Below are 25,624 nucleotides of genomic sequence, written 5' to 3'. Positions count from 1 at the left end.
CGGGCCTCGGGCTCAAGGGCTCGGCAACCGCCGAGTCCGAGATCCGAGGCCGAGGGCCGGCCGGAGCAGGGGTGGGCGTCAGCTGTTGCCGGAAGCGAGTTCGCGGCTGCGGTCGCGGGCCGCTTCCAGCGCCGCGATGAGTGCGGCACGTACGCCGTGGTTCTCGAGTTCACGGATCGCGTTGATCGTGGTGCCCGCGGGAGACGTGACGTTCTCGCGGAGCTTCACGGGGTGCTCGCCGCTGTCGCGGAGCATCACGGCGGCGCCGATCGCGGACTGGACGATCAGGTCGTGCGCCTTGTCGCGAGGCAGTCCGAGCAGGATGCCCGCGTCCGTCATGGCCTCGACCAGGTAGAAGAAGTACGCCGGTCCCGAACCGGAGAGTGCGGTGCAGGCGTCCTGCTGCGACTCGGGGACGAGGAGGGTCTTGCCGACGGCACCGAAGACCTCCTCGGCGTACGCCACGTGCTCGGCGGTGGCGTGGCTCCCGGCGGAGATGACGGACATGGCCTCGTCGACGAGGGCGGGGGTGTTCGTCATGACCCGGACGACGGGGGTGCCGGCGGCCAGGCGCTCCTCGAAGAAGGAGGTCGGGATACCCGCCGCGCCGCTGATGATCAGGCGGTCGGCGGGGATGTGCGGAGCGAGTTCGTCGAGGAGGGCGCCCATGTCCTGGGGCTTGACCGTGAGGATCAGGGTGTCGGCGGTCTTCGCCGCTTCCGCGTTGCTGACCGAGGTGACGCCGTGGCGTTCCTGGAGTTCCCTGGCCCGCTCCGGGCGGCGGGCGGTGACCAGGAGATCGGTGGGGGCCCAGCCGGCTCGGATCATTCCGCTGAGCAGGGCTTCGCCGATCTTGCCGGTGCCGAGGACTGCGACTTTCTGAGGCATGGTTGCGGGTGCCCTCCGGGGGTTGAGTTGTCCGCGTTCATCCTCCCACCGGGGTCATGGGGGCGGGTGGGATGTCCGGTGGGCGGACGGCACGGGCGGGCGGACGGACCCGTGCCGTCCGCCCGACCGGTCGTCCGTCCGGTCGCGGCTCGTACGGTCGCGGGTTCGTACGGCGTCCTACGGCGTCCTGCGTCGCAGGGTCGCCGCTCCGAGGCCCAGCACCAGCAGCGCGGTCCCGGCGACGATCAGCGCGTCGCGTACGAAGGTCGCGGTCATGTCCGTGTGCTTGAGGACCTCGTTCATGGCGTCGACCGCGTACGACATGGGGAGGACGTCGGAGATGGCCTCCAGGACGGGGTGCATGTTCGAGCGCGGGGTGAACAGGCCGCAGAGGAGGAGCTGCGGGAAGATCACCGCCGGCATGAACTGGACGGCCTGGAACTCGGAGGCGGCGAACGCCGAGACGAAGAGGCCGAGGGCCGTTCCGAGGAGGGCGTCGAGGAGGGCGACCAGCAGGAGGAGCCAGGGGGAGCCCGTGACGTCCAGGCCGAGGAGCCAGACCGCGAGTCCGGTGGCCAGGGCCGACTGGACGATGGCGATCGCGCCGAAGGCGAGGGCGTAGCCGGCGATCAGGTCGCCTTTGCCCAGGGGCATGGCGAGGAGGCGTTCGAGGGTGCCGGAGGTGCGCTCGCGCAGGGTCGCGATCGAGGTCACCAGGAACATCGTGATCAGCGGGAAGATCCCGAGGAGGGACGCGCCGATGGAGTCGAAGGTCTGCGGGCTGCCGTCGAAGACGTAGCGGAGCAGGACCAGCATCACGCAGGGGACGAGGATCATCAGCGCGATGGTGCGCGGGTCGTGCCGGAGCTGGCGCAGGGCGCGGGCCGCGGTGGCCGTCGTACGGGAGAGGTTGAGCGGGCTCGGGCGGGACGCGGGTGCGGGCTGCCCCGGGGCGTCCGGGCTCTCGGGCGCGGTGGGTGGAGTGGGGCTCGTGGCCGCGGTGGAACTCATCGGGCGGTCTCCTCGCGGGAGTCGGGGCCGGTGGCCGTGGACTTCGCGGCCGGGGTCGGCGCGGGCAGGTGCGCGGCGGCGACCGCCTCGTCCACGAGGTGCAGGAACGCGGTTTCGACGGTGTCCGAGCCGGTCCGTTCGCGAAGGGCGTCGGGGGTGTCGTCGGCGAGGATCCCGCCCTCGCGCATCAGGAGGAGCCGGTGGCAGCGCTCGGCCTCGTCCATGACGTGGGAGGAGATCAGGAGGGTCGTGCCGCGCTGTTCGGCGATGGAGTGGAAGAGGTTCCACAGGTCGCGGCGCAGGACGGGGTCGAGGCCGACCGTCGGTTCGTCGAGGACCAGGAGTTCCGGGGCTCCGAGGAGGGCGACGGCGAGCGAGACGCGGCTGCGCTGGCCGCCCGAGAGGTTCCCGGCGAGGGAGTCGGTGTGCGAGGCGAGGTCGACGTCGGCGATGACCCGGGTGACGTCCGTGTGCCGGCGTTCGGCGGCGGCCCGGCCGGGGTCGAGGATCGCGGCGAAGTAGTCGAGGTTCTGGCGGACGGTCAGGTCGTCGTAGACGGAGGGCGCCTGGGTGACGTAACCGATGCGGGAGCGCAGTGCGGCGTCGCCGGCGGGACGGCCGAGGACTTCGAGGGTGCCGCCGACCTTGGCCTGGGTGCCGACGGTCGCGCGCATCAGGGTGGATTTCCCGCAGCCGGAGGGACCGAGCAGGCCGGTGATCTGGCCGCGCGGGACGGTGAAGTCGAGTCCGTGCAGAACGGTGCGGGTGCCGCGGACGACCGTGAGGCCTTCGGCGCGGACGGCGGGCGGGGAGAGGGACACGGGCGTTCCTGTGGGGTCGGGCGGACGCGGACGAATAATCATCGCGTGATGAATATTGCTCTCGCCGGGGGCGCCGGTCAAGGGCCGGGCGGTACCGGCCGAACGGCCGAACGGCCGGAGCGCCGGGCGGCGCAGGCGCGCGGCGGCGCACGTCGGCGCGAACGGAACGGGATCGTCCGCGGCATCACCGAGCCATGCGCTCCCGCGTTCGCGTGACAGCGGCCCGGAGGGGCTGTGCGATCAACGGGCTTACCTGACAATGGATTTCACTGCGCGAAACGGCTCCGTGCCGAGTCGCCAGGTCCGCCGTGCCCTCCCCCCGGCACGGCACCCACGCATCTCCCACTGTCGACCGGAGGTGCTGTCGTGATGCGCAAAGCCGATCTGTTCGCGTCCCTCGTCGTCTTTCTGGTGGCGCTGCCCCTGTGTGTCGGGGTCGCCATAGCGTCCGGTGTGCCGGCCGAGCTGGGGCTGGTGACCGGAATCGTCGGTGGGCTGGTCGCCGGGATACTGCCCGGAAGCAGTCTGCAGGTGAGCGGGCCGGCGGCCGGGCTGACCGTGCTGGTGTACGAGGCCGTGCAGTCGTACGGGGTCCAGGCGCTCGGCGTGCTGGTGCTCGGCGCCGGCCTCGTACAGCTCGGGCTCGGGGTTCTCCGGCTCGGGCGGTGGTTCCGGGCCGTGTCCGTGGCCGTCGTGCAGGGGATGCTCGCCGGGATCGGGCTCGTGCTGATCGCCGGCCAGGTGTACGCGATGGGCGACACGGCCGCGCCCTCCGGCGGGCTCGGGAAGATCGCCGGGATCGTTTCGCTGGCCGGTGCCGCCGATCCCGTGGCGCTGGCGATCGGCGCCGCCACCGTGGCCGTACTCCTGCTGTGGCCGCGGTGGCGACGAGGGGCGCGGGTGGTGCCGGCGCCGCTGCTGGCGGTGGGGCTCGCCTCGGCCGTGACCGGAGTCTTCGATCTCGCCGTGCGACGGGTCGAGGTCCAGGGGCTGTTCGATGCCGTACGGCCGCCGGCCGTCACGGACCTGGGGCGGCTCACGGAAGTGGGCGTGATCGGGACCGTACTGGCGTTCGCGCTGATCGCTTCGGCGGAGTCGTTGTTCAGTGCGGCGGCGGTGGACCGGCTGCACCGGGGCCCGCGTACCGACTACGACCGTGAGCTCATCGCGCAGGGCGCCGGGAACACCGTGTGCGGCATGCTCGGGGCGCTGCCCATGACCGCCGTGATCGTGCGGAGCGCGGCCAACGTGCAGGCGGGGGCGCAGACCAAGGTGTCGCGGGTGCTGCACGGGGTGTGGCTACTGCTCTTCACGGCCGTGGTGCCCGCGGTGCTCGGGCTGATTCCGGTGGCGGCGCTGGCGGGGCTGCTGGTGCACGCGGGGTGCAAGCTCGTGCCGGTGCGGGAGGTACGGACGCTGTGGCGCGGGCATCGCGGTGAGGTGGCCGTCCTCGTGGTGACCGCGGTGGCGATCGTGGTCGGGAACCTGTTCGAGGGAGTGCTGGTCGGGCTCGCGCTCGCCGTGGCCAAGACCGCCTGGGACATCAGTCATGTGCACGTGGAGACCGAGGATTGGGGCGCCGCGGGCATGGTCGTCCGGGTGGTCGGCAACGCCACCTTCCTGAGGCTGCCGAAGCTGCTGGACGCCTTGGAGGCCTTGCCGCACGACCGTGTCGTACGGCTGGAACTGGGCGGACTGCGGCACGTGGACCACGCGTGCGCGGCAGCCCTCGACACGTGGGCCGCCGGGCGGGATCACGAACGGATCGCCACCAGCAGCTCCACGACGTAGGTCTCCTCCACGAACCCTTCCGGGAAGGCCTGGAGGAGGTGGTTCCGTTCCTCGGCGAAGAACGCCTCGGTGACCTCCTCGCCGAGGACCAGGAACGGCGAGTGGCTGCCGATGTTGGCGAGGTGGGTGTCCACCGGGACGCGCCGGCTCCAGCGGACCTGGCGGTGGTCGAAGGAGAGGCTGCCGCTGGGGTCGGCGGCCAGGGAGTGCGCGGGGGTGGCGGAGCTGGGGCTCTTCTCGGCCTTCCGGTCCTTCTCGTCCAGGCCGAGGAAGCGTTCGGCGCGCCGGGCCGCCGCCTCGATCCACGGGACGTCGAGCGCCTCGGTGTTCCACCACAGGGCCAGCGCCCCGCCGGGACGCAGCACGCGCAACGCCTCCGGCACCGAGCGGCTCGGCTCGGTCCAGTGCCAGGACTGGGCGTAGGTGAGGAAGTCCATGGAGGCGGCGGCGAGGGGCAGGGCGTCGCCACTGCCCCGCACGATCGGGATGCGGGGGTGGACGCGGCGGAACTCGTCGGCCATGCCGGGGCCGGGTTCCACGGCCAGGACGTCCGCGCCGCGGCTGTGCAGGAGGCTGGTCGAAATGCCGGTGCCCGCCCCCACGTCCGCCACCTTGGCACCGCTCAGGGACCGGCCCGCGAGGTCTTCGACGGCGTCGAAGAGGGCGGGCGGGTACGAGGGACGGTTGGCGGCGTACTGCGCCGCGGCGGCGTTGAAGGAGTGGGCGCGCGCGGAGTGTCGGGGGGCTCCGGGAGGAGCGGAAGGGGAGGGCGACGAGGAAGGCGTCATGGGTTCATGATCGCGGGTGCGTGCGGGGCGGGGACAGAGGGTTTCCTGCCGTGCCTTGGGTTCGCGGGGACGCGCCGGTCGGCGGGGCGGGACGCGCCGGTCGGCGGGGCGGGACGCGCCGGTCGGCGGGGCGGGACGCGCCGGTCGGCGGGGCGGGACGCGCCGGTCGGCGGGGCGGGACGCGCCGGTCGGCGGGGCGGGACGCGCCGGTCGGCGGGGCGGGACGCGCCGGTCGGCGGGGCGGGACGCGCCGGTACATCCGCCCGCATCCGGACGGATCTCGGCGGCGTTGCGACGTGGGCGTGGGTTCCGACCCGTCCGGCCTGCGGGCATGTGATGTACCGGCACGTCCCCTCACGCCGGATCCCGGCTGCGGGTGCGTGGTGGCTCGGGTCCGGCCGGCCGGTCGGGGCCGGTCAGGCGCGGCGGCGCTTCTTCGCGGGGTTGCCTGCGCGGCGCGTGGTGCGGCGGGTGTACTGCTCCCTCGCCGCCTCGTACTCCTCGCGGTGGAGCTTCTCGCCCGGGGCCTCGGTGAGCGAGCGGAAGCAGTAGGCGAGGAGGGAGCCGACGAAACCGATGGCGAGCAGACCGCGCAGGGACGCCTGGCGGTCGGGGTCGGGGCGCTTGGAGAAGGCGTCCGAGGTGTGGCGGAACGCGAGCGCGCTGCACACCGCGAACATCACCACGACCATCACGGTCACGGGCGTTCCCACGTCCGCGATGGCCAGGCCCTGATAGGCGAAACGGAGCACGAAGCAGGCGGCCACGGCGGCGGCGAGCGAGCCGGCGGCCGCGCCGATCCGACGGCCGGTGTAGCCGCCGTCGTGCTCCACCCAGGTCGTCCCGAAGAAGCGCAGGGGCTCGGGCTGGGGCCCCGCGGGGGTGCCGCCGGTTCCGGTGCTGGTGCTGGTCTCGTCGCTCACGCGACGATTATCGCTCCGGTCACGGCTCCGGCGGCCGCCGCGGGGTGCCCCTGGGCTGAGGTGTCGGTCAGGAGCACTTCGGGGCGACGTAGCCGTCGGTGCCCGTCTGGACGTACGCGTCCGACACGAACTGGCCGTTCGAGATGTTGTCCCAGATCTGGCTCGTGCCGTAGGGGCCGCTGACCGACTCTCCGGGGCACTGGCAGTAGATCGGGACGCGCGACCCCGCCGCGAGGGTGCGCACGATGCTGAAGTGGGTGCCGGGGCCGCTTCTGACGTTGACGTTGTGACCCGGTGCGAGCGGGTACGTGCGGAGCGCCTGGGCGGTCAGCGCCTCGGCTTCCGCCGAGTCCGTGAAAGCGATGTCTTCCGTGGCCATTTCGATCTCCCCCGTTGATTGATTCACGCCAAATGCAGGACGCGCGCCGAGGCTAGCAAGCCGCCGGGGTTTCGCACGAAGAATCGACTAGGCTCTGCGCGTCGCGCACGCGGTCGAACCCACGGGGGTGAGTGATGCCGCCACAGCGCAGCACTGGTACGGAATCGGAAGCGGAACAACCGCGCTATGCCGGCCAGTACCTGCTGGAGTCCAGACTCGGCTCCGGTGGCATGGGAATCGTGCATCTGGCGCGCTCCGCCTCCGGGTTGCGGCTGGCCGTCAAGGTCGTACACGCCGAGTTCTCCCAAGACCCCGAGTTCCGGGGGCGGTTCCGTCAGGAGATCGCGGCCGCCCGGCGGGTCAGCGGTGCCTTCACCGCGCCTGTCGTGGACGCCGATCCCGAGGCTGAACGCCCTTGGATGGCAACGCTGTTCATCCCCGGGCCGACGCTCGCCGAGCACGTGAAGCGGAACGGCGCGATGTCCACCGCGCGACTGCGTCATCTGATGGCCGGACTCGCCGAGGCGCTGAGGGACATCCACCGGGCCGGGGTCGTCCACCGCGACCTCAAGCCCAGCAACGTCCTGCTGGCGGACGACGGTCCGAAAGTCATCGACTTCGGCATCTCCCGTCCCTCGGACAGTGAACTGCGGACGGAGACCGGCAAGTTGATCGGTACTCCGCCGTTCATGGCGCCGGAACAGTTCCGCAAGCCACGGCATGTGGGCCCGGCCGCCGATGTGTTCGCGCTCGGTTCGCTGATCGTGCACGCCGCCACCGGGAGCGGCCCCTTCGATTCGGACAGTCCGTATCTGGTCGCGTATCAAGTGGTCCACGACGAACCCGACCTGACGGGCGTGCCCGATGAACTGGCCGAGCTGGTCGGGCGCTGTCTCGCCAAGGAGCCGGAGGACCGGCCCACCCCGGACGAGCTCATGACGGCACTGCGTTCGGTCTCGGCGTCGTACGACACTCGGGCGTTCATCCCCGAACAGCGCCTCGGCAACGGGGAGTCGGCGCAGCCGGCCTTCCCGGTCCGGCCGGCTGTGCCCGGGCGTCCGGAGAGTTCCGAGGATCCGACCCACATGGCCGGGCGGCAGCGGTCCCGACGGCGTTTGCGGCTGCCTGCGGCTGCCGTGGCCGTCGCCGCCGCGGCTGCCGCCGGCGTCTTCGCCGTCCCCGGTCTGCGCGGGGAACCGGCCGACCCCGCACCGGCGCGGTCGGCCGCGTCCGCCGCAAAGAGCACCTTCCGGCCGTGGGAACTCGACCTGAGCGCCTCCGGCGCCAGAGCGGACGGGCAGCCGCAGTGCACGTACGCACGGAAGACGCTGCTCTGTGTCCGGCCCGGTGTCCTGGCCGCCGCGATCGATCCGGACGACGGCAGGGTGTTGTGGTCCCGGAGCAATCCGGGGGACGCGAGTGCCTACGCCACCCCGGCTCCGGTCCTGTCCGGGGGACTCCTGCTGGTCGGCAGCGGCAACGGGCGGCACCTGACCGCGCTGGATCCCGCCACGGGCGCGACGCGCTGGAGCCGTGACGTCTCGCGCTCCTCGGGCGGCGTCGCCCACGTCGCGGGCGTCGTCCTGCTCAGCGGCTCCGACTCGCGGGTCACCGCCTTGGACGCCGCCACCGGCGAGCAGAAGTGGCGGCACGCGATTCCGGGGCTGACCATGCCTCAGTTCCACACGTACGGCGACGGGTTGGCCTACGCGGTGGCACCGCCCGCCGGAACGGGGGTGGGGACGCGGGTGACCGCGCTGGATCCGGCGACCGGCGCCGTGAAGTGGCAACGCCGCGTCGAGGGGCGGCTGAACCTGGTGGCCGCCCGTGACGGGGCCGCGTGGTTCACCTCGGCCACGGTCGACCAGTACACCGACGACGTCCTGCGCTACGACGTGGCGGCGCGCACGCTCCACCGCACCGCGCTGCGCATCCCGCAGGCGCAGGCGCAGACGGTGCTCCGGGGGGACACGGCCTACCTGCTGGGGAGCGAGGGTTCGCTGGTCGCCGTGGACACCCGTACGTCGAAGGAGCTGTGGCGGGTGGAGACGTCCGTCACCAAGGCGTCGGCGCCGGTCGTGTCCGGCCACCGTCTCTACCTCAGCGCGGTGGACGGGCGCCTCATCGCGGTCGACACCGACAAGGGCGTCCTGCTCGGACAGACCCGGGCCCGCCTCGGTGACCGGCGGGGCTCACTCGTCAGCGTGCTCCCGGCGCCCCTCGCCGCCGGCACCCACATCTACGCCACCTCCCCCGACGGCACCCTCTTCGCCGTCGACGGGCGGGATCCCTCGGGCTGGTGAGACGTGAAGGGGGCCGCCCCGGCAGGGACAGCCCCCTTCACGCGGCTTCACCGGCCCGGGGCCGGGCGGGCTAGCCCAGCTTCGAGACGTCGCGCACCGCGCCCTTGTCCGCGCTCGTCGCCATCGCGGCGTACGCGCGCAGGGCGGCCGAGACCTTGCGCTCGCGGTTCGCGGGGGCGTAGACGCCGTTCAGGGCGTCGCGACGGGTGGCCAACTCCTCGTCGGACACGAGCAGTTCGACCGAGCGGTTCGGGATGTCGATGCGGATGCGGTCGCCGTCGCGGACGAGCGCGATGGTGCCGCCGGACGCCGCCTCCGGGGACGCGTGACCGATCGACAGACCCGAAGTCCCGCCGGAGAAGCGGCCGTCGGTGATCAGCGCGCAGGTCTTGCCGAGGCCACGGCCCTTGAGGAACGAGGTCGGGTAGAGCATCTCCTGCATACCGGGGCCGCCCTTGGGACCCTCGTAGCGGATGACCACGACGTCGCCGTGCGTGATCTCCTTCTTGAGGATCTTGTCGACGGCCTCGTCCTGGGACTCGCAGACGACCGCGGGGCCCTCGAAGGTCCAGATGGACTCGTCGACGCCGGCCGTCTTCACGACGCAGCCGTCGACGGCGAGGTTGCCCTTGAGGACCGCGAGGCCGCCGTCCTGGGAGTAGGCGTGCTCGGCGGAGCGGATGCAGCCGCCCTCGGCGTCCTCGTCGAGCGCCTCCCAGCGCTCGGACTGGGAGAAGGCCTCGGAGGAGCGGACGCAGCCGGGGGCCGCGTGCCACAGCTCGATGGCCTCGGGGGACGGGGAGCCGGCGCGCACGTCCCACGTCTTCATCCAGTCGGACAGGGACGGGCTGTGGACGGAGTGGACGTCCTCGTTGAGCAGGCCCGCGCGGTGCAGTTCGCCGAGGAGGGCGGGGATGCCGCCGGCGCGGTGCACGTCCTCCATGTAGTACGTGCGGTCCTTGGCGACGTTCGGGGCGACCTTGGCGAGGCACGGCACCCGGCGCGAGACCTCGTTGATCTCGTCCAGACCGAAGGGGACGCCCGCCTCCTGGGCGGCGGCCAGCAGGTGCAGGATCGTGTTGGTGGAGCCGCCCATGGCGATGTCGAGGGCCATGGCGTTCTCGAAGGCCGCGTGGGTGGCGATGTTGCGCGGCAGGACCGACTCGTCGTCCTGGTCGTAGTAGCGGCGCGTGATGTCGACGACCGTGCGGGCCGCGTCCTCGTACAGGCCCTTGCGGGCGGTGTGCGTGGCGAGGACCGAGCCGTTGCCGGGCAGGCTCAGGCCGATGGCCTCGGTCAGGCAGTTCATCGAGTTGGCGGTGAACATGCCGGAACAGGAGCCGCAGGTCGGACAGGCGTTCTCCTCGATACGGAGGATGTCCTCGTCGGAGATCTTGTCGTTCACGGCGTCGGAGATCGCGTCGACCAGGTCGAGCGTGCGGACCGTGCCGTCGACCAGCGTCGCGCGGCCGGACTCCATCGGACCGCCGGAGACGAACACGGTCGGGATGTTCAGGCGCAGGGCGGCCATGAGCATGCCGGGCGTGATCTTGTCGCAGTTCGAGATGCAGATCAGGGCGTCGGCGCAGTGCGCCTCGACCATGTACTCCACCGAGTCGGCGATCAGGTCGCGGGAGGGCAGGGAGTACAGCATGCCGCCGTGGCCCATCGCGATGCCGTCGTCGACGGCGATCGTGTTGAACTCGCGGGCGATGCCGCCGGCGGCCGTGATGGCCTCGCTGACGATCCGGCCGACCGGCTGGAGGTGGGTGTGACCGGGCACGAACTCGGTGAAGGAGTTGGCGACCGCGATGATCGGCTTCCGTCCGATGTCCGCGCCGGGTACACCGGAGGCGCGCATCAGGGCGCGTGCGCCCGCCATGTTGCGGCCGTGGGTGACTGTGCGGGACCTCAGCTCGGGCATCGTCGCTCGCTCCTTCGGGGAGGTATGAGGAGGGTTATGACTGAAGTCGAGCGTACGCCGGTGCTCCAGGATCCGGACAGGCCGTCCGCATCTCGGAACATACGTCTCGACCAGCGGCCACCTTCGCATGGCATACCCGCACGTCAGCGGCGTACTGACGGGGTGGAGCCGCCCCGTCGGCGGTTCCGCTCGCTCATGGGTTCGTCAGGTGTCCCTGCACCACCGGCGCCACCCTGGCCACGATGCGCTCCAGGTCCACCGAGGCCAGCGGTTCCACCTTGATCACATGGCGGAGCATGGCGACCCCGACCAGCTGGGCCGCCGCCAGCTCCACGCGCAGCTCCGCGTCCGGGACGTCGAGCCGGGCCACGACGCGGCGCAGCAGCTGGGCTGCGACGAGGCGGCGGAAGACGGCGGCCGCGGTGTCGTTGTTCACCGCCGAGCGGACGATCGCCAGCAGCGGGGTGCGGCTCGTGGGGTTCTCCCAGATGCCGAGGAAGAAGCGGGTCAGGCGTTCCCCGACGCCGTCGAGAGGGCCCTCGACGATCGCCTCGGGGGCGCCGAGCGCGGGGGCCATGGCTCCCTCGACGGCCGCCTCGAAGACCTGTTCCTTGGTGCCGAAGTAGTGGTGCACGAGGGCGGAGTCCACGCCGGCGGACCTGGCGATGCCGCGGATCGACGTCTTCTCGTACCCGCGCTCGGAGAACTCCTCGCGGGCCGCCTCCAGGATGCGGTCGCGGGTGGCGGGGCCCGCCTCGGTCTGTGTGCGGGTGGGGCGTCCCCGGCCGCGGCGCGGGGCGGCGTCCGTCATCCGCGGGGCACCTTCACGGCCGAGGCGAGGTGGAGCCGGGTGAAGGCGAGGGCCTCGGCGAGGTCGGCCTCGCGTTCGGCGCTGGACATCGCGCGGCGGGTGTTGACCTCGATGACGACATGGCCGTCGAAGCCGGAGAGCGCGAGGCGGTCCAGGAGTTCGGCGCAGGGCTGCGTGCCGCGGCCGGGGACCAGGTGCTCGTCCTTGTTGGACCCGTTGCCGTCGGCGAGGTGGACGTGCCCGAGGCGGTCGCCCATCCGGTCGATCATCTGGAGGGCGTCGGTGCGGGCGGTCGCCGTGTGGCTGAGGTCGATCGTGAAGTGCCGGTAGTCGTCCTTCGTCACGTCCCAGTCGGGGGCGTACGCGAGCATCTCGCGGTCGCGGTAGCGCCACGGGTACATGTTCTCGACGGCGAATCGCACGTCCGTCTCGTCGGCCATGCGCCAGATTCCGGTGACGAAGTCACGGGAGTACTGACGCTGCCAGCGGAACGGGGGGTGGACCACGACGGTGCTCGCGCCGAGCTTCTCGGCGGCCGCCTTCGCGCGCTGGAGCTTGGTCCACGGGTCGGTGGACCAGACGCGCTGGGTGATCAGCAGACAGGGTGCGTGGACGGCGAGGATCGGCATCCGGTGGTAGTCGCTGAGGCGGCGCAGCGCGTCGATGTCCTGACTGACGGGGTCGGTCCACACCATGACCTCGACGCCGTCGTAGCCGAGGCGCGCGGCGATCTCGAAGGCCGTCGCCGTCGACTCCGGGTACACGGACGCCGTGGACAGCGCGACCTTCGCATCCGGGATCCGCACGACTGGTTCTGCCACGAGGGACAGCGTACGGGGTGCCTCCGGCGGCTGGGCGGGGGTGGCGAGCTCGGCCGAGGGGCTCCTGTTCGACCCCGGTGGGGCTTTCCCGGGCCTGCCGCCCGAGGGCGTACAGGCCTGTCGGCCTGGGACGCTCCGGCCTCCGGCCGGGGGTGGGGTTCGGCTCCCGGCGGGTGGGGGGCTCGGGGCGGGGCGCGCTTGTGATCGATGCCACGGCCCTGCCGGGCGTTCTGGAGGGCGCCCCGTCGCCGTTGGGGTCTGTCTTGGTGGGCGGGCTCCCCTTGCGGGGGGGGGCTGGGCGCGCCGTTCCCCGCGCCCCTTCAGGGCGGTCTGCCCACGGGCGTTCCCATGAGCCCTGCGGGTCGGCGCCCCATCGCCGTGGGAGCCCCGGAGCGTCGGCGGGGGCTCCCCCTTGCGGGGGGGCTGGGCGCGCCGTTCCCCGCGCCCCTTCAGGGCGGCTGGCGCTCAGGGCGTTGCAGGGTCCCTCGTGTGGGCGCCCCGTCGGCCTGGCCGGTGTGGCCCCCTGTTACTCCGATTACTCCGAGGCCATCTGGTCCAGGCGGCGCAGGATGACGCCCTCGCGCAGGGCCCAGGGGCAGACCTCCAGGGTTTCGACGCCGAAGAGGTCCATGGCGGCCTCGGCGACCAGGGCACCGGCGAGGAGCTGGCCGGAGCGGCCCGGGGAGACGCCCGGCAGCTCGGCCCGTTCGTCGGCCGTCATGGACGCGAGGCGCGGGACCCAGTCCTCCAGCGAGCGGCGCTTGAGCTCGCGCTGGACGTACAGGCCGTCGGTGGAGCGGGCGGCACCGGCGATACGGGCGAGCTGCTTGAACGTCTTGGAGGTGGCGACCACGTGGTCCGGGGCGCCGAAGCGGCTGAACTCCCCGACCGTCCGGGCGATCTGGGCCCGCACATGCCGGCGCAGCGCCCGCACGTCCGCCGGGTCCGCCGGGTCGGTGGGCAGCCAGCCCGCGGTCAGCCGGCCGGCACCGAGCGGCAGCGACACCGCCGCGTCCGGCTCCTCGTCCATGCCATACGCGATCTCCAGGGAGCCGCCGCCGATGTCGAGGCCGAGCAGCTTGCCCGCGGACCAGCCGAACCAGCGGCGGGCCGCCAGGAAGGTGAGCCGCGCCTCCTCGGCACCGGTGAGGACCTGGAGCTCGACATCGGTCTCGGCCTGCACCCGGGCGAGAACCTCGTCGGCGTTGCTGGCCTCGCGCACGGCCGACGTCGCGAAGGGCAGCAGAGCCTCGACACCCTTGTCCTCGGCGGCCTCCAGGGCGTCCTGGACCGTCTCGATCAGCTTGTCGACACCTTCGGGGCCGATCGCCCCGCTCTCGTCGAGCAGTTGGGCAAGCCGCAGTTCCGCCTTGTGCGAGTGGGCGGGCAGCGGCCGGGCGCCGGGGTGCGCGTCCACCACCAGCAGATGCACCGTGTTCGATCCCACGTCGAGGACACCGAGTCTCATGTGCGGAACGCTACTGCCCACACGGCGAAACACGAGGGGTGGGGCGTAAGCCCACGTCGAACGGTGATCTCCGGGCGGCCGCCCGGGCGTCCCCGGAGCGGGCGGAAGCGACTTACCCTGGACCCGTGCCAAAGACGAAAAAGGCGAAGTCCGACAAATCGGCCACGGACTCCGCGCAAGCGAAGGCCACCAAGTCCAGGAAGCCCGTGAAGCCCGTGAAGAAGGGCGACGAGAAGGGGCTCGACTTCGCTCGCGCGTGGGTGGAGTTCCCCGACCCCGCCGATGACGAGCAGGTCTTCCGGTGCGATCTGACCTGGCTGACCTCGCGGTGGAACTGCATCTTCGGGAGCGGCTGCCAGGGCATCCAGGCGGGCCGCGCCGACGACGGCTGCTGCACGCTGGGCGCCCACTTCTCCGACGAGGACGACGAGAAACGGGTGGCCGGGCACGTGGCCCGGCTCACGCCGGAGATCTGGCAGCACCATGACGTGGGCACGGAGACGGGCTGGGTGTCCAAGGACGAGGACGGCGACCGCCAGACCCGCCCGTACGAGGGCTCCTGCATCTTCCAGAACCGTCCCGGCTTCGCCGGCGGCGCGGGATGCTCGCTGCACATCCTGGCCGTCAAGGAGGGGCGCGAGCCGCTGGAGACCAAGCCGGACGTCTGCTGGCAGCTCCCGGTGCGTCGCACGTACGAGTGGATCGACCGGCCCGACGACACCCGGGTGCTCCAGGTGTCCATCGGCGAGTACGACCGCCGCGGCTGGGGACCGGGCGGCCACGACCTGCACTGGTGGTGCACGTCGGCGACCTCGGCACACGGCGCCGGCGACCCGGTGTACGTCTCGTACCGTCCGGAGCTGATCGAGCTGATGGGCGAGGCGGGGTACGACCGCCTGGTCCAGCTCTGCGAGGAGCGGCTGGCCTCGCAGCTTCCGCTGCTGGCACCGCATCCCGCGGATCCGGTGCACTGAGCAATCCCGCGGATCCGGTGGACCGGGCAACCCACGGATCCGGTGGACCGGGCAACCCACGGATCCGGTGGACGGCGTCCGCTTCGGGCCGTACGACCGGTGGGTGCCGGCCGTACGACCGGCGGCGTACGACCGGCGGGTTCGGCGCTACGGCGTGCCCGTTCCCGGGTCGCCGCCCTCCCCCGGCGGCGCCGAAGAGGTTCCCGGGTCCGGGGAGGACGTCTCGGTGGCGGTGGCCGTCGGCGTCGGGTCCGCCGGAGTCGGGGACGGGTCCTGGCTGGGGGTCGCGGCCGGGGTGGAGCCCGCCCCCGAGGGGGTCGGGGTGCTCGCGGTGGGGTCCGGTTTCCCGCCGGGGTGGGAGGACGAGCCCGCCTTCCCGTACCCGGTGATCGTGACCACCGCGCCCGCCGGGGCGATCGCCACCCGCGCGGTCCAGTGGCCCGCCGGCTCGCGGAGGTGGTCGACGTACACCTTGACCGTCATCGACTCGCCCGGTTCGAGCGTTCCCGAGGACCGGCTGAGGTAGAGCCAGGCCGCGCCGGTGCGCGCGGACCAGCGGACCGGGGAGCTGCCGGACGCGGTCAGCGTGACCATCGTCGTGTCCCCGCTGGTTCCGGCCGTCACCGCCAGGTGTCCCGGGGTCGTTCCGCGGGCGCTGACGACCTCGACGGAGACGTCCGAGGAGCCGCCCTTGGTGACGCGGGAGCCGGGTCCCGCGCTGGCGTTCCCGGCGTTCTCGTAGCCGCCCGCCTGCCCGCCGTCCAGACCCTCGGGATCCTGGGCCTCGCTCGTACTGGCCGGACGGCCGTCCACTCCCTCACCGGTCAGGGGCGCGCCCCGGTAGGCGGCCCAGAGGGCGAGAACGGGCGCGGCGACGACGGTGGCGACGATCGTGGTCGTGACGGCCCGCGCGCGAAGGCGGTCTCTTCGGGCGGCGTGGTCCTTGGGGTCCATCGGAAAGCCGCGCCGGTCGAAGCGCGGGGCGCTGCTCCGCGCGCGGGGGGCGTGCGCCATCGCGGTGCGCAGGGCCGCGTGCGGGGCCTGGAGCACGGGAAGCGCCGCGGGCGTGACGCTCGTGCCGGGCCAGGCGCCGGGGGCGGCGCGTTCGGCGGTGCGGCGGCAGCGCGGGCAGTCGTCGACGTGCCGGACCAGCTCGCCGCGCAGGGTGGTGCTCAGCACCAGCCGGCTGTCTCCGGTGAGCCGGGCGACGCTCGGGCAGGCGCCGGTCTCCACGACGGCGAGGGCCGCCCGGGTGCGTTCGACCTCGCAGGCGGCGGAGGCGAGCAGTTCGCGCGCCACGACGAGGTCCATGCCGAGGACGGCGGCGACCTCGCGGGCGGCGAGCTGGTGGCGCACCGCGAGTTCGAGCGCCTCGCGCTGTTCGGGGGTGGTTCCGGCGGCCTCCGGCCAGGCCAGCAGGGAGAGTTCGCGACGGCGGTGGTCCTGGACCTCCTCGGACACGGGAACGGCACTCACCGCCTCGGCCGCGCGCCGGTCGGCGGCGGCCTTGTGCGCCGCGTCGAGGGCGGCCCCTTCACGGGGTCCGCCCGCAGGCCCTTGAAGGCCGCCCCTGCGAGACGCCTGCCGCCCGGAGGCGTGCGCGGCCTGGCGCTTGCGCCGGGCTTCGGTGAGCTTGCGCAGACAGGACCAGCGGGCGAGCGCGTAGAGCCAGGCCCTGCGGTCACCGGCCGCCTCCGGTCCACGCGGGCCGCGCCGCTCGGCGAGCGCCAGGGCGTCCCCCAGGGCGGCGGTGGCCGCGTCGTGGTCGCACAGTACGGACAGGCAATAGGTGAACAGGCCGTCCAGGTAGGGCTCGTAACGCGCGGGGGGACGCTGGACCAGGGTGTGGGGGGTCGCACCACGGGGCACGGCCGCCCGCTTGCGCGCGGCTCCGTACGCCCGGTGTGCGCCGGTGGTGTGCGTGGAGGTCTCCGGACTGCTGCTCATCACCCGTGCGACCGTAGGTGCCCGGGCCCGGCCCCTTCCTCCCCCTTGAGCACATTTAATCCGTACGGGTGAAACGATCCCTCATAAGGGGACAGGAATCCTCGACCCCTGGCCTGGACCGTCACCGGCGGCGATGGCAGTCCATGGCAGATGGGACGGCCAGGGCCCTCGCGGGGCCCGGTCGCTCGGGGGTGGGAACGGGGCACGGGGCTCCGCGCCGCGCTTTCGGCGAAGGGCCGGGGGCCCGGTCGCGGAGGCCCGGGGGCGAGGTCCGGATCCGCGGGCCCGGGTGGGGTCGTACCGTCGCGTGCCGCGTTGTCAGTGGCTACGGCTACGGTTCGGTCATGGCTGTCCGTACGAAATCCGCGAAGGACCGTCCGTCCTACCGCTGCACCGAGTGCGGCTGGCAGACGGCCAAATGGCTCGGCCGTTGCGCCGAATGCCAGGCCTGGGGGACGGTCGAGGAGTACGGCGCGCCCGCTGTCCGTACGACGGCACCGGGCCGGGTCACCACGTCCGCGGTGCCCATCGGACAGGTCGACGTCCGTCAGGCCACCGCCCGCAGCACCGGCGTGCCCGAGCTGGACCGTGTCCTCGGCGGCGGTCTCGTGCCCGGAGCCGTCGTCCTCGTCGCGGGCGAGCCCGGCGTCGGCAAGTCCACCCTCCTGCTGGACGTGGCGGCCAAGTCGGCGAGTGACGAACACCGCACCTTGTATGTGACGGGCGAGGAGTCGGCCAGCCAGGTGCGGCTGCGCGCGGACCGCATCAAGGCCATCGACGACCACCTCTATCTCGCCGCGGAGACGGATCTGTCCGCCGTCCTCGGTCATCTGGACGCGGTGAAGCCGTCACTGCTGATCCTGGACTCCGTCCAGACCGTCGCCTCCCCGGAGATCGACGGCGCGCCCGGCGGCATGGCCCAGGTCCGGGAGGTGGCGGGCGCGCTCATCCGGGCCTCCAAGGACCGCGGCATGTCCACCCTGCTCGTGGGCCATGTCACCAAGGACGGCGCGATCGCCGGACCCCGGCTGCTCGAACACCTCGTGGACGTCGTCCTGTCCTTCGAGGGCGACCGGCACGCGCGCCTGAGGCTCGTCCGAGGGGTCAAGAACCGCTACGGCACGACGGACGAGGTCGGCTGTTTCGAGCTGCACGACGAGGGCATCACCGGGCTCGCCGACCCCTCGGGGCTCTTCCTGACGCGCCGTGCCGAGCCCGTCCCGGGCACCTGTCTGACCGTCACTCTCGAAGGCCGCCGTCCCCTGGTCGCCGAGGTCCAGGCGCTCACCGTGGACTCCCAGATCCCCTCCCCGCGCCGTACGACATCCGGCCTGGAGACCTCCCGCGTCTCGATGATGCTCGCCGTTCTGGAGCAGCGCGGCCGGATCAGCGCTCTCGGAAAGCGGGACATCTACTCGGCGACGGTCGGCGGTGTGAAGCTCACCGAGCCCGCCGCGGACCTCGCCGTCGCGCTCGCCCTGGCGTCCGCCGCCAGTGACGTCCCGCTGCCCAAGAACCTCGTGGCGATCGGCGAGGTGGGGCTCGCGGGCGAGGTCAGACGGGTCACGGGCGTCCAGCGCCGGCTGGCCGAGGCCCACCGCCTGGGCTTCACCCACGCCCTCGTACCGACCGATCCGGGCAAGGTTCCCGCCGGCATGAAGGTCCTGGAAGTGGCCGACATCGGTGCGGCTCTGAGTGTCCTTCCGCGCTCGCGTCGCAGAGAGGCCCCACGGGACGAGGAGCAGCGCCGGTAGACTTTGCCCTGGTCTCGCCCGTCCGTACGAACCGAGCGCGACCGGAAACCCGCGACCGGAGGAGTGCAGTGGCAGCCAACGACCGGGCAGCAGCTCCCGGAAAGTCCGGCGGGAGCTCCGGCGCCGATGGCCTGATGCGCGCCGCACTCAGCGCCGTGGCACCCGGTACGGCCCTGCGCGACGGGCTGGAACGGATCCTCCGCGGCAACACGGGCGGACTCATCGTGCTCGGCTCCGACAAGACCGTCGAAGCGATGTGCACGGGTGGATTCGTCCTGGATGTCGAGTTCACCGCGACCCGTCTGCGTGAACTGTGCAAGCTCGACGGCGGCATCGTGCTCGACAAGGACATCACCAAAATCCTTCGGGCGGGCGTGCAGCTGGTGCCCGACCCGACGATCCACACGGAGGAGACGGGCACGCGGCACCGCACCGCGGACCGGGTGAGCAAGCAGGTCGGCTACCCCATCGTGTCGGTCTCCCAGTCGATGCGTCTGATCGCCCTGTACGTCGGCGGTCAGCGCCGCGTCCTGGAGGACTCCGCCGCGATCCTCTCCCGTGCGAACCAGGCCCTCGCCACTCTGGAGCGCTACAAGCTCCGCCTGGACGAGGTCGCGGGCACGCTGTCGGCGCTGGAGATCGAGGACCTCGTCACGGTCCGGGACGTCTCCGCGGTCGCCCAGCGTCTGGAGATGGTGCGCCGTATCGCCACCGAGATCGCCGAGTACGTGGTGGAACTGGGCACGGACGGGCGGCTGCTGACCCTCCAGCTCGACGAGCTGATCGCCGGCGTCGAGCCCGACCGTGAGCTGGTCGTCCGGGACTACGTGCCCGAGCCGACCGCCAAGCGTTCCCGCACGGTCGACGAGGCGCTGTCCGAGCTGGACGCGCTCAGTCACGCCGAGCTCCTCGAACTGTCCACGGTGGCCAAGGCGTTGGGCTACACCGGCTCCCCCGAGGCGCTCGACTCCGCGGTCTCTCCGCGCGGGTTCCGTCTCCTCGCCAAGGTGCCGCGGCTGCCCGGCGCGATCATCGACCGGCTCGTGGAGCACTTCGGCGGTCTCCAGAAGCTGCTCGCCGCGAGCGTGGACGACCTCCAGACGGTCGACGGCGTGGGCGAGGCCCGGGCCCGCAGTGTCCGCGAGGGCCTGTCCCGTCTCGCGGAGTCGTCGATCCTGGAGCGCTACGTCTAGGGCCCCGGCGCCCCGTTCAGCGGGGCGCACTTTGCCTGTCGGGGCGCTGGGTGTGCTTGTCGGAAATCCGTGACCCCGGGCCGCCGGGGTGCACTCCCCTCGGGACCGAGGGTGCTCAGTCCTTGGACAGGACGAACGACGTCTGCGCCTTCGCCAGTCCCGGTGCCTTCGCCTCGACCAGGTAGGTGCCCGCGGGAGCCGAACCCGAAGGGGGCGTGGCGCACTCGGGGGCGCCGGGCCTGCGGTCCCACTTCACCGTGTGGACGGTCTGGCCGCCCGCCGGCACGCGGAAGAGGATGCCCGCGGCGTCCTTCGGGCAGTCGTCCGAGGCCCAGATGTCCTCGTCACCGCCCGCCTGAGTGATCGTCAGAACCGCGCTCTTCGGGCCGAGATCCACCTTGCAGTCGCTGCCCGAGGTGTTCTTGGCGATGAGCTCGATCTCGGGCTGCTCTCCGGGCGCGTAGGTGTTGCGCACGCTCTTGAGCGTCAACTTGACGTTGGCCGGGGTGCAGTTGGGGACGGTGGAACCGGCCGGGAGCCGGTCGGCCGCCCCGCCGCCGTTCTTGGCCCCGTCGTCGGAGCCGCCGCCTGTGCCGGTGCCGGATCCCGTGGAGCCGTCGCCCGAACCGTCGCCCGAGCCATTCCCGGAACCGCCGTCCGACGCGCCGCCGTCGCCGCTTCCGCTCCCGCCGCCGTCACCGCCGCCGCTCGACTCGTCGCGGCCGCCCGGGTGTTGGCTGATCGCGGGGCCCGAACCGGAGGGTCCCGGCGTGATCGAGGAAGCGGGATTCTTGCCGTTCGACCCGCCGGCGCCGTTGTGGCCGCCCCCGCCTCCGGTGCCGACCACCCAGACCGTCAGAAGCGCCAACAGCCCTAGTACGGACAGCAGAACGCCCCTCCGACGCCAGTAGATGGTGGAGGGTAGCGGCCCGACCGGATTGCGCAGAGATCCCACGGCGCAAACTCTACGAGAGATCGGCCGCGCCACAGGCCCCACCCGCCGCCCCGGTACCAACTTTTCCGGATCATCATCCCGGCGGACATCCATCCCGGCGCCGCGCAGGCCGCCGGGTGCGGTCTTTCACCACCGCCCGCCCCCGGCGTCGTCCCCGCATCCTCACCGCCGCATGGCAGGATCGACATCGCCATGACTGCACCCACCAAGCCCACCGGGCCCACCCGGAACGCCACCGGCGAGGACCTCCACACCCCCGTCATCGCCTGGTTCGACGAGCACGCCCGCGATCTGCCCTGGCGGCATCCCGATGCCGGCCCCTGGGCGGTGATGGTCAGCGAGTTCATGCTCCAGCAGACCCCCGTCAACCGCGTCCTGCCCGTCTACGAGCAGTGGCTGGCCCGCTGGCCGCGCCCCGCCGATCTGGCGAAGGACGCGCCCGGAGAGGCGGTCCGGGCCTGGGGACGGCTCGGCTATCCGCGCCGCGCCCTGCGTCTGCACGGCGCCGCAGTGGCCATAGCGGAGCGGCACGGCGGCGACGTACCGACCGATCACGCGCAGCTGCTGGCGCTGCCCGGCATCGGCGAGTACACGGCGGCGGCGGTCGCGTCGTTCGCGTACGGCCAGCGTCATCCCGTCCTGGACACGAACGTCCGCAGGGTCTTCGCCCGAGCCGTCACCGGCGTGCAGTACCCGCCGAACGCCACCACCGCCGCCGAGCGCAAGCTCGCCCGCGCCCTGCTGCCCGAGAGCGAGAGCACGGCGGCGCGCTGGGCCGCCGCCTCCATGGAACTCGGCGCGCTGATCTGCACGGCGAGGAACGAGACGTGCCACCGCTGCCCGATCGCCGCGCAGTGCGCCTGGCGGCTGGCCGGCAAGCCGGAGCACGACGGACCGCCGCGCAAGGGGCAGACGTACGCGGGCACGGACCGCCAGGTGCGCGGCAAGCTGCTGGCCGTCCTGCGGGAGGCGCATGTGCCGGTTCCACAGACCGCGCTGGACCGGGTGTGGGACGAGCCGGTGCAGCGGGGCCGCGCGCTCGACGGACTCGTCGCCGACGGACTGGTCGAGCCGCTCCCCGGCGGTCTGTATCGGTTGCCCCTCACCTAGAACAGACGCCATAACCGGATCAACCAGGCCATAGAGGCACGTTCTCCTACCCCGTTTCCATAGCCGTTACACAACCGACGGACAGCCGAGTGCTGGCCGCAGGCTGTCTCGGACAACCCCGTGACAACGGCTCCGTAGCTTCAGTGCCGTACCGCAGCGAGTGCCGCCCGACCGGCGGCAGGGGAGCGGCGGTTCGCAGGCGACGGAGAACCGGCAGCAGTCAGGCCGGAAACGGGGACGGAGGCGGTTGATCATGGCGCAGGGCGAGGTGCTCGAATTCGAGGAGTACGTCCGAACCCGGCAGGACGCGCTGCTGCGCAGTGCGCGCCGTCTGGTCCCCGACCCGGTCGACGCCCAGGACCTGCTCCAGACCGCGCTCGTGCGGACGTACGGCCGCTGGGACGGCATCGCGGACAAGCGTCTCGCCGACGCCTATCTGCGCCGCGTGATGATCAATACGCGTACCGAGTGGTGGCGGGCCCGCAAGCTCGAGGAGGTGCCCACCGAGCAGCTGCCGGACGCGTGTGTGGAGGACGCCACCGAACAGCACGCGGACCGTGCGCTGCTGATGGACATCATGAAGGTGCTGGCACCCAAGCAGCGCAGTGTCGTGGTGCTGCGACACTGGGAGCAGATGTCCACGGAGGAGACGGCCGCCGCGCTCGGCATGTCGGCCGGAACGGTCAAGAGCACGCTGCACCGGGCGCTGGCCCGGCTCCGCGAGGAGCTGGAGAGCCGCGACCTGGACGCCCGCGCGCTCGAACGTGAGGAGCGGGAGCGTTGCGCGGCCTAGGAGTCCGGGGCAGAACGGCCCTGAAGGCGGGGAGTTCGGCGGCGGCCGGGCTCGCCGCCCTCGGCCTTTTCGTGACCGCGTGCGCCACCGGCGGCACCGGTGCCCGCGACGAGGGTCCGGCGGGCAGCGACGCGGTCGCCAAGGGCAGCGTCAAGCCGGTCGTCTCCGGTTCGCCGTCCAAGGCCCCCCGGCGCGTGGACGCGGTCAAGCTCGTCAAGGACGATCCCGCGGTCAGCGCGGCGGTCAAGCGCGACCTGAAGCCGTGCGTCGCCGACGAGTACCCGGTCGACGTGTCGTACGGGGACCTGACCGGCGGCTCCGCGAACGACATCGTGATCAACGTGATGACCTGTGCCGACGCCGTGGGTGTCGGCAGCTACGTCTATCGCGAGGAGAACGGCCGGTACCAGAATGTCTTCAAGGCCGAGGAGCCTCCGGTCTACGCCGAGATCGACCGGGGCGATCTGGTGGTCACCCAGCAGCTGTACGAGAAGGGCGACCCGGTGTCGTACCCGTCCAGCGAGGAAGTGATCACCTACGGCTGGTCCTCGACACGCTTCGTCGAACAGTCCAGGATCCACAACGACTACAGCAACGCGGTGGGCGGCTCCGTTTCGCCCGCCCCGGACGCGAACTGAGAGCGGGCGGAGCAGCCGGATGGCAGAGCAGACCCACGTCCTGTTCGTCGAGGACGACGACGTCATCCGCGAGGCCACACAACTCGCCCTGGAGCGCGACGGCTTCGCGGTCACGGCCATGCCCGACGGGCTCTCGGGCCTGGAGGCGTTCCGCGCCGACCGTCCCGACATCGCCCTGCTGGACGTGATGGTCCCCGGGCTCGACGGTGTGTCGCTGTGCCGCCGTATCCGCGACGAGTCGACCGTGCCGGTCATCATGCTGTCGGCGCGCGCCGACTCGATCGACATCGTGCTCGGCCTGGAGGCCGGCGCCGACGACTACGTGACCAAGCCCTTCGACGGCGCCGTGCTGGTCGCCCGTATCCGCGCGGTGCTGCGCCGCTTCGGGCACGCGAGCGGCGGCGCGGGCGCGGCCGAGGGGACTGCTCCGGTGGAGGGCGGGGTGCTCGTCTTCGGTGAGCTGGAGGTCGACACCGAGGGCATGGAGGTGACCCGGGGCGGCACGCCGGTGGCACTGACGCCCACCGAGATGCGGCTGCTCCTGGAGTTCTCGTCCGCGCCGGGGACGGTGCTGAGCCGCGACAAGCTGCTGGAGCGGGTGTGGGACTACGGCTGGGGCGGGGACACCCGGGTGGTCGACGTCCATGTGCAGCGACTGCGTACGAAGATCGGCCAGGACCGTATCGAGACGGTCCGCGGCTTCGGCTACAAGTTGAAGGCCTGAGCACACCATGCGGGGGATATTTCAGCGTTCCGCTGCTGCGGGGAACCCTTCGGCCGCGGGGCGGGGACCGGTTCCGGGCGGACGTGCGGAAGCGGGGGTCGGAGTGGGCACGGGTTCGCGCGAGGGGGTCGGTGCCGGGTCGGGTGCCGGCCGGGGCGAGGTTCTCGGCGGGGGCGGGAGCAGGAGGCCCGGCGCGGTCACCGGCCGGGGCCGGCGCATCGGCATCGGGATAGACCGGGGCACCGATTCGGGTACGAGCATCCGTACCGGCATCCGCTGGAAGCTCAGCACCGCGATCGCCCTGGTCGGCGCGCTGGTCGCCGTCGCGCTGAGCCTGGTCGTCCACAACGCGGCCCGCGTCTCGATGCTGGACAACTCGCGCGACCTCGCCGACGAGCGCATCCAGCTCGCTGAGCGCATGTACGGGCCGGGCCGGCCGCCGTCGTTCGGGGCGAAGATAGACGATCCCTCCATTCCGTCGGACCTGATGGTGAAGGTCTCGGAGGGACGGCGGGCGACCTATGTCTCGGACAGCTCGAACGGCGTGCCGGACATCTGGGCCGCCGTACCCCTCGGGAACGGCCAGGTGCTGTCCTGGCACGAGCGGTTCACGGACCGCAACGCGGACGTGATGAAGGACCTCGACCAGGCGCTGATCATCGGCTCCATCGCGGTCGTCTTCGGCGGCAGCGCGCTCGGTGTGCTGATCGGCGGCCAGCTGTCGCGCCGGCTGCGCAAGGCGGCGGCCGCGGCGAACCGGGTCGCCAAGGGGGAACCGGACGTCCGGGTGCGGGACGCGATCGGCGGTGTCGTGCTCGACGAGACCGACGACCTCGCGCGGGCCGTGGACGCCATGGCCGACGCGCTCCAGCAGCGCATCGAGGCCGAGCGCCGGGTGACCGCCGACATCGCCCATGAACTGCGCACCCCGGTGACCGGGCTGCTCACGGCGGCCGAACTCCTGCCGCCCGGCCGCCCCACCGAGCTCGTACGGGACCGCGCGCAGGCCATGCGCACGCTGGTCGAGGACGTCCTGGAGGTCGCCCGGCTCGACGGGGCCTCCGAGCGGGCCGAGTTGCAGGACCTCATGCTCGGCGAGTTCGTGGCCCGGCGGATCGCCGCCAAGGGCGCGGACGTCGAGGTGCGGGTGGTGCACGAGTCGGAGGTCACGACGGACCCGCGCCGTCTGGAGCGCGTCCTGCTCAACCTTCTGGCGAACGCGGCCCGGCACGGCAGGCCGCCGATCGAGGTCACCGTCGAGGGCCGGGTCATCCGCGTCCGCGACCACGGCCCCGGTTTCCCCGAGAAGCTCCTCGCCGAGGGACCGAGCCGCTTCCGCACCGGCAGCACCGACCGGGCGGGCGACGGTCACGGACTGGGCCTCACCATCGCCGCCGGCCAGGCCCGGGTGCTCGGCGCACGGCTGACCTTCCGCAACGTACGGCCCGCCGGGGCCCCGGAGAGCGTGCCCGCCGAGGGCGCGGTCGCGGTGCTGTGGCTGCCGGAACACGCGCCGACGAACACGGGGAGCTATCCGATACTGCCGGCGTCCGGGAAGTAGGCGGCCCCGGCCGGGCCCTGTCCTCGCCGCCTCGGTGCGACCGTCAC

General features: G+C 72.5%; 22 protein-coding genes. 10 read left to right on the top strand and 12 right to left on the bottom strand.

Annotated features, from left to right (window positions below; genetic code table 11):
* Nucleotides 1–78: 78 nt before the first annotated feature.
* From proC to OG410_RS23580, 3 genes are all read right to left on the bottom strand, one after another.
* Nucleotides 79–888, bottom strand: coding sequence for a pyrroline-5-carboxylate reductase (proC, locus tag OG410_RS23590; RefSeq protein ID WP_329301025.1), 810 nt, complete (start codon nucleotides 886–888; stop codon nucleotides 79–81).
* Nucleotides 889–1,065: 177 nt separating this feature from the next.
* Nucleotides 1,066–1,899, bottom strand: a complete 834-nt coding sequence (locus tag OG410_RS23585) for an ABC transporter permease (RefSeq protein WP_329301024.1) — start codon at nucleotides 1,897–1,899, stop codon at nucleotides 1,066–1,068.
* A complete protein-coding gene (locus OG410_RS23580; protein ID WP_329301023.1) occupies nucleotides 1,896–2,762 on the bottom strand; it encodes an ABC transporter ATP-binding protein in 867 nt (288 codons plus the stop codon). The genes OG410_RS23585 and OG410_RS23580 overlap by 4 nt, the downstream gene beginning before the upstream one ends.
* Before the next feature lie 327 nt (nucleotides 2,763–3,089).
* Between OG410_RS23580 and OG410_RS23575 the strand changes: the two genes are divergently transcribed.
* Nucleotides 3,090–4,511 carry a SulP family inorganic anion transporter gene (locus tag OG410_RS23575; RefSeq protein ID WP_329301022.1) on the top strand — a complete coding sequence of 474 codons (1,422 nt, stop codon included), beginning with the start codon at nucleotides 3,090–3,092 and terminating at the stop codon, nucleotides 4,509–4,511.
* Here the strand turns inward: OG410_RS23575 and OG410_RS23570 are convergent.
* From OG410_RS23570 to OG410_RS23560, 3 genes are all read right to left on the bottom strand, one after another.
* Nucleotides 4,475–5,299 carry a class I SAM-dependent methyltransferase gene (locus OG410_RS23570; protein ID WP_329301021.1) on the bottom strand — a complete coding sequence of 275 codons (825 nt, stop codon included), beginning with the start codon at nucleotides 5,297–5,299 and terminating at the stop codon, nucleotides 4,475–4,477. The two genes, OG410_RS23575 and OG410_RS23570, sit on opposite strands and share 37 nt — an antisense overlap.
* 416 nt (nucleotides 5,300–5,715) lie before the next feature.
* Nucleotides 5,716–6,222, bottom strand: coding sequence for an EamA/RhaT family transporter (locus OG410_RS23565; protein WP_329301020.1), 507 nt, complete (start codon nucleotides 6,220–6,222; stop codon nucleotides 5,716–5,718).
* 67 nt (nucleotides 6,223–6,289) lie between these two features.
* Entirely contained in the window at nucleotides 6,290–6,601 is a 312-nt protein-coding gene (locus tag OG410_RS23560; protein ID WP_329301019.1) for a hypothetical protein, read from the bottom strand.
* A 134-nt stretch (nucleotides 6,602–6,735) separates the two neighbouring features.
* On the opposite strand from OG410_RS23560, the gene OG410_RS23555 reads away from it, so the two are divergent.
* Nucleotides 6,736–8,904, top strand: a complete 2,169-nt coding sequence (locus OG410_RS23555; RefSeq protein ID WP_329301018.1) for a serine/threonine-protein kinase — start codon at nucleotides 6,736–6,738, stop codon at nucleotides 8,902–8,904.
* 70 nt (nucleotides 8,905–8,974) lie between these two features.
* On the opposite strand, the gene ilvD is transcribed toward OG410_RS23555, so the two are convergent.
* The 4 genes from ilvD to OG410_RS23535 all read right to left on the bottom strand — a co-directional run bounded on the left by ilvD (nucleotide 8,975) and on the right by OG410_RS23535 (nucleotide 13,928).
* Nucleotides 8,975–10,828, bottom strand: coding sequence for a dihydroxy-acid dehydratase (gene ilvD / locus OG410_RS23550; RefSeq protein WP_329301017.1), 1,854 nt, complete (start codon nucleotides 10,826–10,828; stop codon nucleotides 8,975–8,977).
* A 193-nt stretch (nucleotides 10,829–11,021) separates the two neighbouring features.
* Nucleotides 11,022–11,639, bottom strand: coding sequence for a TetR/AcrR family transcriptional regulator (locus tag OG410_RS23545; protein ID WP_329301016.1), 618 nt, complete (start codon nucleotides 11,637–11,639; stop codon nucleotides 11,022–11,024).
* Nucleotides 11,636–12,460 (bottom strand): sugar phosphate isomerase/epimerase family protein, encoded by an 825-nt coding sequence (locus tag OG410_RS23540; protein WP_261704640.1) that lies wholly within the window; start codon nucleotides 12,458–12,460, stop codon nucleotides 11,636–11,638. Before OG410_RS23540 ends, OG410_RS23545 begins: the two co-directional genes overlap by 4 nt.
* Nucleotides 12,461–12,995: 535 nt before the next feature.
* Nucleotides 12,996–13,928 carry a Ppx/GppA phosphatase family protein gene (locus tag OG410_RS23535; RefSeq protein ID WP_329301015.1) on the bottom strand — a complete coding sequence of 311 codons (933 nt, stop codon included), beginning with the start codon at nucleotides 13,926–13,928 and terminating at the stop codon, nucleotides 12,996–12,998.
* Nucleotides 13,929–14,053: 125 nt separating this feature from the next.
* On the opposite strand from OG410_RS23535, the gene OG410_RS23530 reads away from it, so the two are divergent.
* Nucleotides 14,054–14,902 (top strand): hypothetical protein, encoded by an 849-nt coding sequence (locus tag OG410_RS23530; RefSeq protein ID WP_443063788.1) that lies wholly within the window; start codon nucleotides 14,054–14,056, stop codon nucleotides 14,900–14,902.
* A 147-nt stretch (nucleotides 14,903–15,049) separates the two neighbouring features.
* On the opposite strand, the gene OG410_RS23525 is transcribed toward OG410_RS23530, so the two are convergent.
* Nucleotides 15,050–16,849 carry a BACON domain-containing protein gene (locus OG410_RS23525; RefSeq protein WP_329301014.1) on the bottom strand — a complete coding sequence of 600 codons (1,800 nt, stop codon included), beginning with the start codon at nucleotides 16,847–16,849 and terminating at the stop codon, nucleotides 15,050–15,052.
* A gap of 344 nt (nucleotides 16,850–17,193) precedes the next feature.
* On the opposite strand from OG410_RS23525, the gene radA reads away from it, so the two are divergent.
* The gene (radA, locus tag OG410_RS23520; protein WP_329301013.1) at nucleotides 17,194–18,603 is read left to right on the top strand and encodes a DNA repair protein RadA; all 1,410 of its coding nucleotides are present in this window, start codon (nucleotides 17,194–17,196) and stop codon (nucleotides 18,601–18,603) included.
* A 68-nt stretch (nucleotides 18,604–18,671) separates the two neighbouring features.
* Nucleotides 18,672–19,796, top strand: a complete 1,125-nt coding sequence (gene disA, locus OG410_RS23515; protein WP_329301012.1) for a DNA integrity scanning diadenylate cyclase DisA — start codon at nucleotides 18,672–18,674, stop codon at nucleotides 19,794–19,796.
* A 115-nt stretch (nucleotides 19,797–19,911) separates the two neighbouring features.
* On the opposite strand, the gene OG410_RS23510 is transcribed toward disA, so the two are convergent.
* Nucleotides 19,912–20,751, bottom strand: coding sequence for a hypothetical protein (locus OG410_RS23510; protein WP_329301011.1), 840 nt, complete (start codon nucleotides 20,749–20,751; stop codon nucleotides 19,912–19,914).
* Between the two features lie 192 nt (nucleotides 20,752–20,943).
* Between OG410_RS23510 and OG410_RS23505 the strand changes: the two genes are divergently transcribed.
* The 5 genes from OG410_RS23505 to cseC all read left to right on the top strand — a co-directional run bounded on the left by OG410_RS23505 (nucleotide 20,944) and on the right by cseC (nucleotide 25,577).
* Complete coding sequence (locus tag OG410_RS23505) at nucleotides 20,944–21,861, top strand: A/G-specific adenine glycosylase (protein WP_329301010.1); 918 nt, start codon at nucleotides 20,944–20,946, stop codon at nucleotides 21,859–21,861.
* Nucleotides 21,862–22,114: 253 nt separating this feature from the next.
* A complete protein-coding gene (locus tag OG410_RS23500) occupies nucleotides 22,115–22,654 on the top strand; it encodes a SigE family RNA polymerase sigma factor (RefSeq protein WP_328449706.1) in 540 nt (179 codons plus the stop codon).
* Entirely contained in the window at nucleotides 22,642–23,292 is a 651-nt protein-coding gene (locus OG410_RS23495; protein ID WP_329301009.1) for a hypothetical protein, read from the top strand. Before OG410_RS23500 ends, OG410_RS23495 begins: the two co-directional genes overlap by 13 nt.
* Nucleotides 23,293–23,311: 19 nt before the next feature.
* A complete protein-coding gene (gene cseB / locus OG410_RS23490) occupies nucleotides 23,312–24,016 on the top strand; it encodes a two-component system response regulator CseB (RefSeq protein WP_326786303.1) in 705 nt (234 codons plus the stop codon).
* A 7-nt stretch (nucleotides 24,017–24,023) separates the two neighbouring features.
* The gene (gene cseC / locus OG410_RS23485; protein ID WP_443063787.1) at nucleotides 24,024–25,577 is read left to right on the top strand and encodes a two-component system sensor histidine kinase CseC; all 1,554 of its coding nucleotides are present in this window, start codon (nucleotides 24,024–24,026) and stop codon (nucleotides 25,575–25,577) included.
* Nucleotides 25,578–25,624: the final 47 nt, after the last annotated feature.

The organism is Streptomyces sp. NBC_00659, from assembly GCF_036226925.1.
Taxonomy (GTDB): Bacteria; Actinomycetota; Actinomycetes; order Streptomycetales; family Streptomycetaceae; genus Streptomyces.
The sequence above is the reverse complement of the archived record's forward strand: the minus strand, read 5'-3'. Positions and strand labels throughout refer to the sequence as shown.

Excerpts from the sequence above, each read along its gene's own strand:
- cseB (WP_326786303.1), top strand. The coding sequence starts at position 23,312 with ATGGCAGAGCAGACCCACGTCCTGTTCGTCGAGGACGACGACGTCATC.
- OG410_RS23555 (WP_329301018.1), top strand. The coding sequence starts at position 6,736 with ATGCCGCCACAGCGCAGCACTGGTACGGAATCGGAAGCGGAACAACCG.
- OG410_RS23535 (WP_329301015.1), bottom strand. The coding sequence starts at position 13,928 with ATGAGACTCGGTGTCCTCGACGTGGGATCGAACACGGTGCATCTGCTG.
- OG410_RS23560 (WP_329301019.1), bottom strand. The coding sequence starts at position 6,601 with ATGGCCACGGAAGACATCGCTTTCACGGACTCGGCGGAAGCCGAGGCG.
- radA (WP_329301013.1), top strand. The coding sequence starts at position 17,194 with ATGGCTGTCCGTACGAAATCCGCGAAGGACCGTCCGTCCTACCGCTGC.
- cseC (WP_443063787.1), top strand. The coding sequence starts at position 24,024 with ATGCGGGGGATATTTCAGCGTTCCGCTGCTGCGGGGAACCCTTCGGCC.
- OG410_RS23525 (WP_329301014.1), bottom strand. The coding sequence starts at position 16,849 with ATGAGCAGCAGTCCGGAGACCTCCACGCACACCACCGGCGCACACCGG.
- OG410_RS23500 (WP_328449706.1), top strand. The coding sequence starts at position 22,115 with ATGGCGCAGGGCGAGGTGCTCGAATTCGAGGAGTACGTCCGAACCCGG.
- proC (WP_329301025.1), bottom strand. The coding sequence starts at position 888 with ATGCCTCAGAAAGTCGCAGTCCTCGGCACCGGCAAGATCGGCGAAGCC.
- OG410_RS23575 (WP_329301022.1), top strand. The coding sequence starts at position 3,090 with ATGCGCAAAGCCGATCTGTTCGCGTCCCTCGTCGTCTTTCTGGTGGCG.
- OG410_RS23585 (WP_329301024.1), bottom strand. The coding sequence starts at position 1,899 with ATGAGTTCCACCGCGGCCACGAGCCCCACTCCACCCACCGCGCCCGAG.
- ilvD (WP_329301017.1), bottom strand. The coding sequence starts at position 10,828 with ATGCCCGAGCTGAGGTCCCGCACAGTCACCCACGGCCGCAACATGGCG.
- OG410_RS23545 (WP_329301016.1), bottom strand. The coding sequence starts at position 11,639 with ATGACGGACGCCGCCCCGCGCCGCGGCCGGGGACGCCCCACCCGCACA.
- OG410_RS23505 (WP_329301010.1), top strand. The coding sequence starts at position 20,944 with ATGACTGCACCCACCAAGCCCACCGGGCCCACCCGGAACGCCACCGGC.
- OG410_RS23570 (WP_329301021.1), bottom strand. The coding sequence starts at position 5,299 with ATGACGCCTTCCTCGTCGCCCTCCCCTTCCGCTCCTCCCGGAGCCCCC.
- OG410_RS23580 (WP_329301023.1), bottom strand. The coding sequence starts at position 2,762 with ATGATTATTCGTCCGCGTCCGCCCGACCCCACAGGAACGCCCGTGTCC.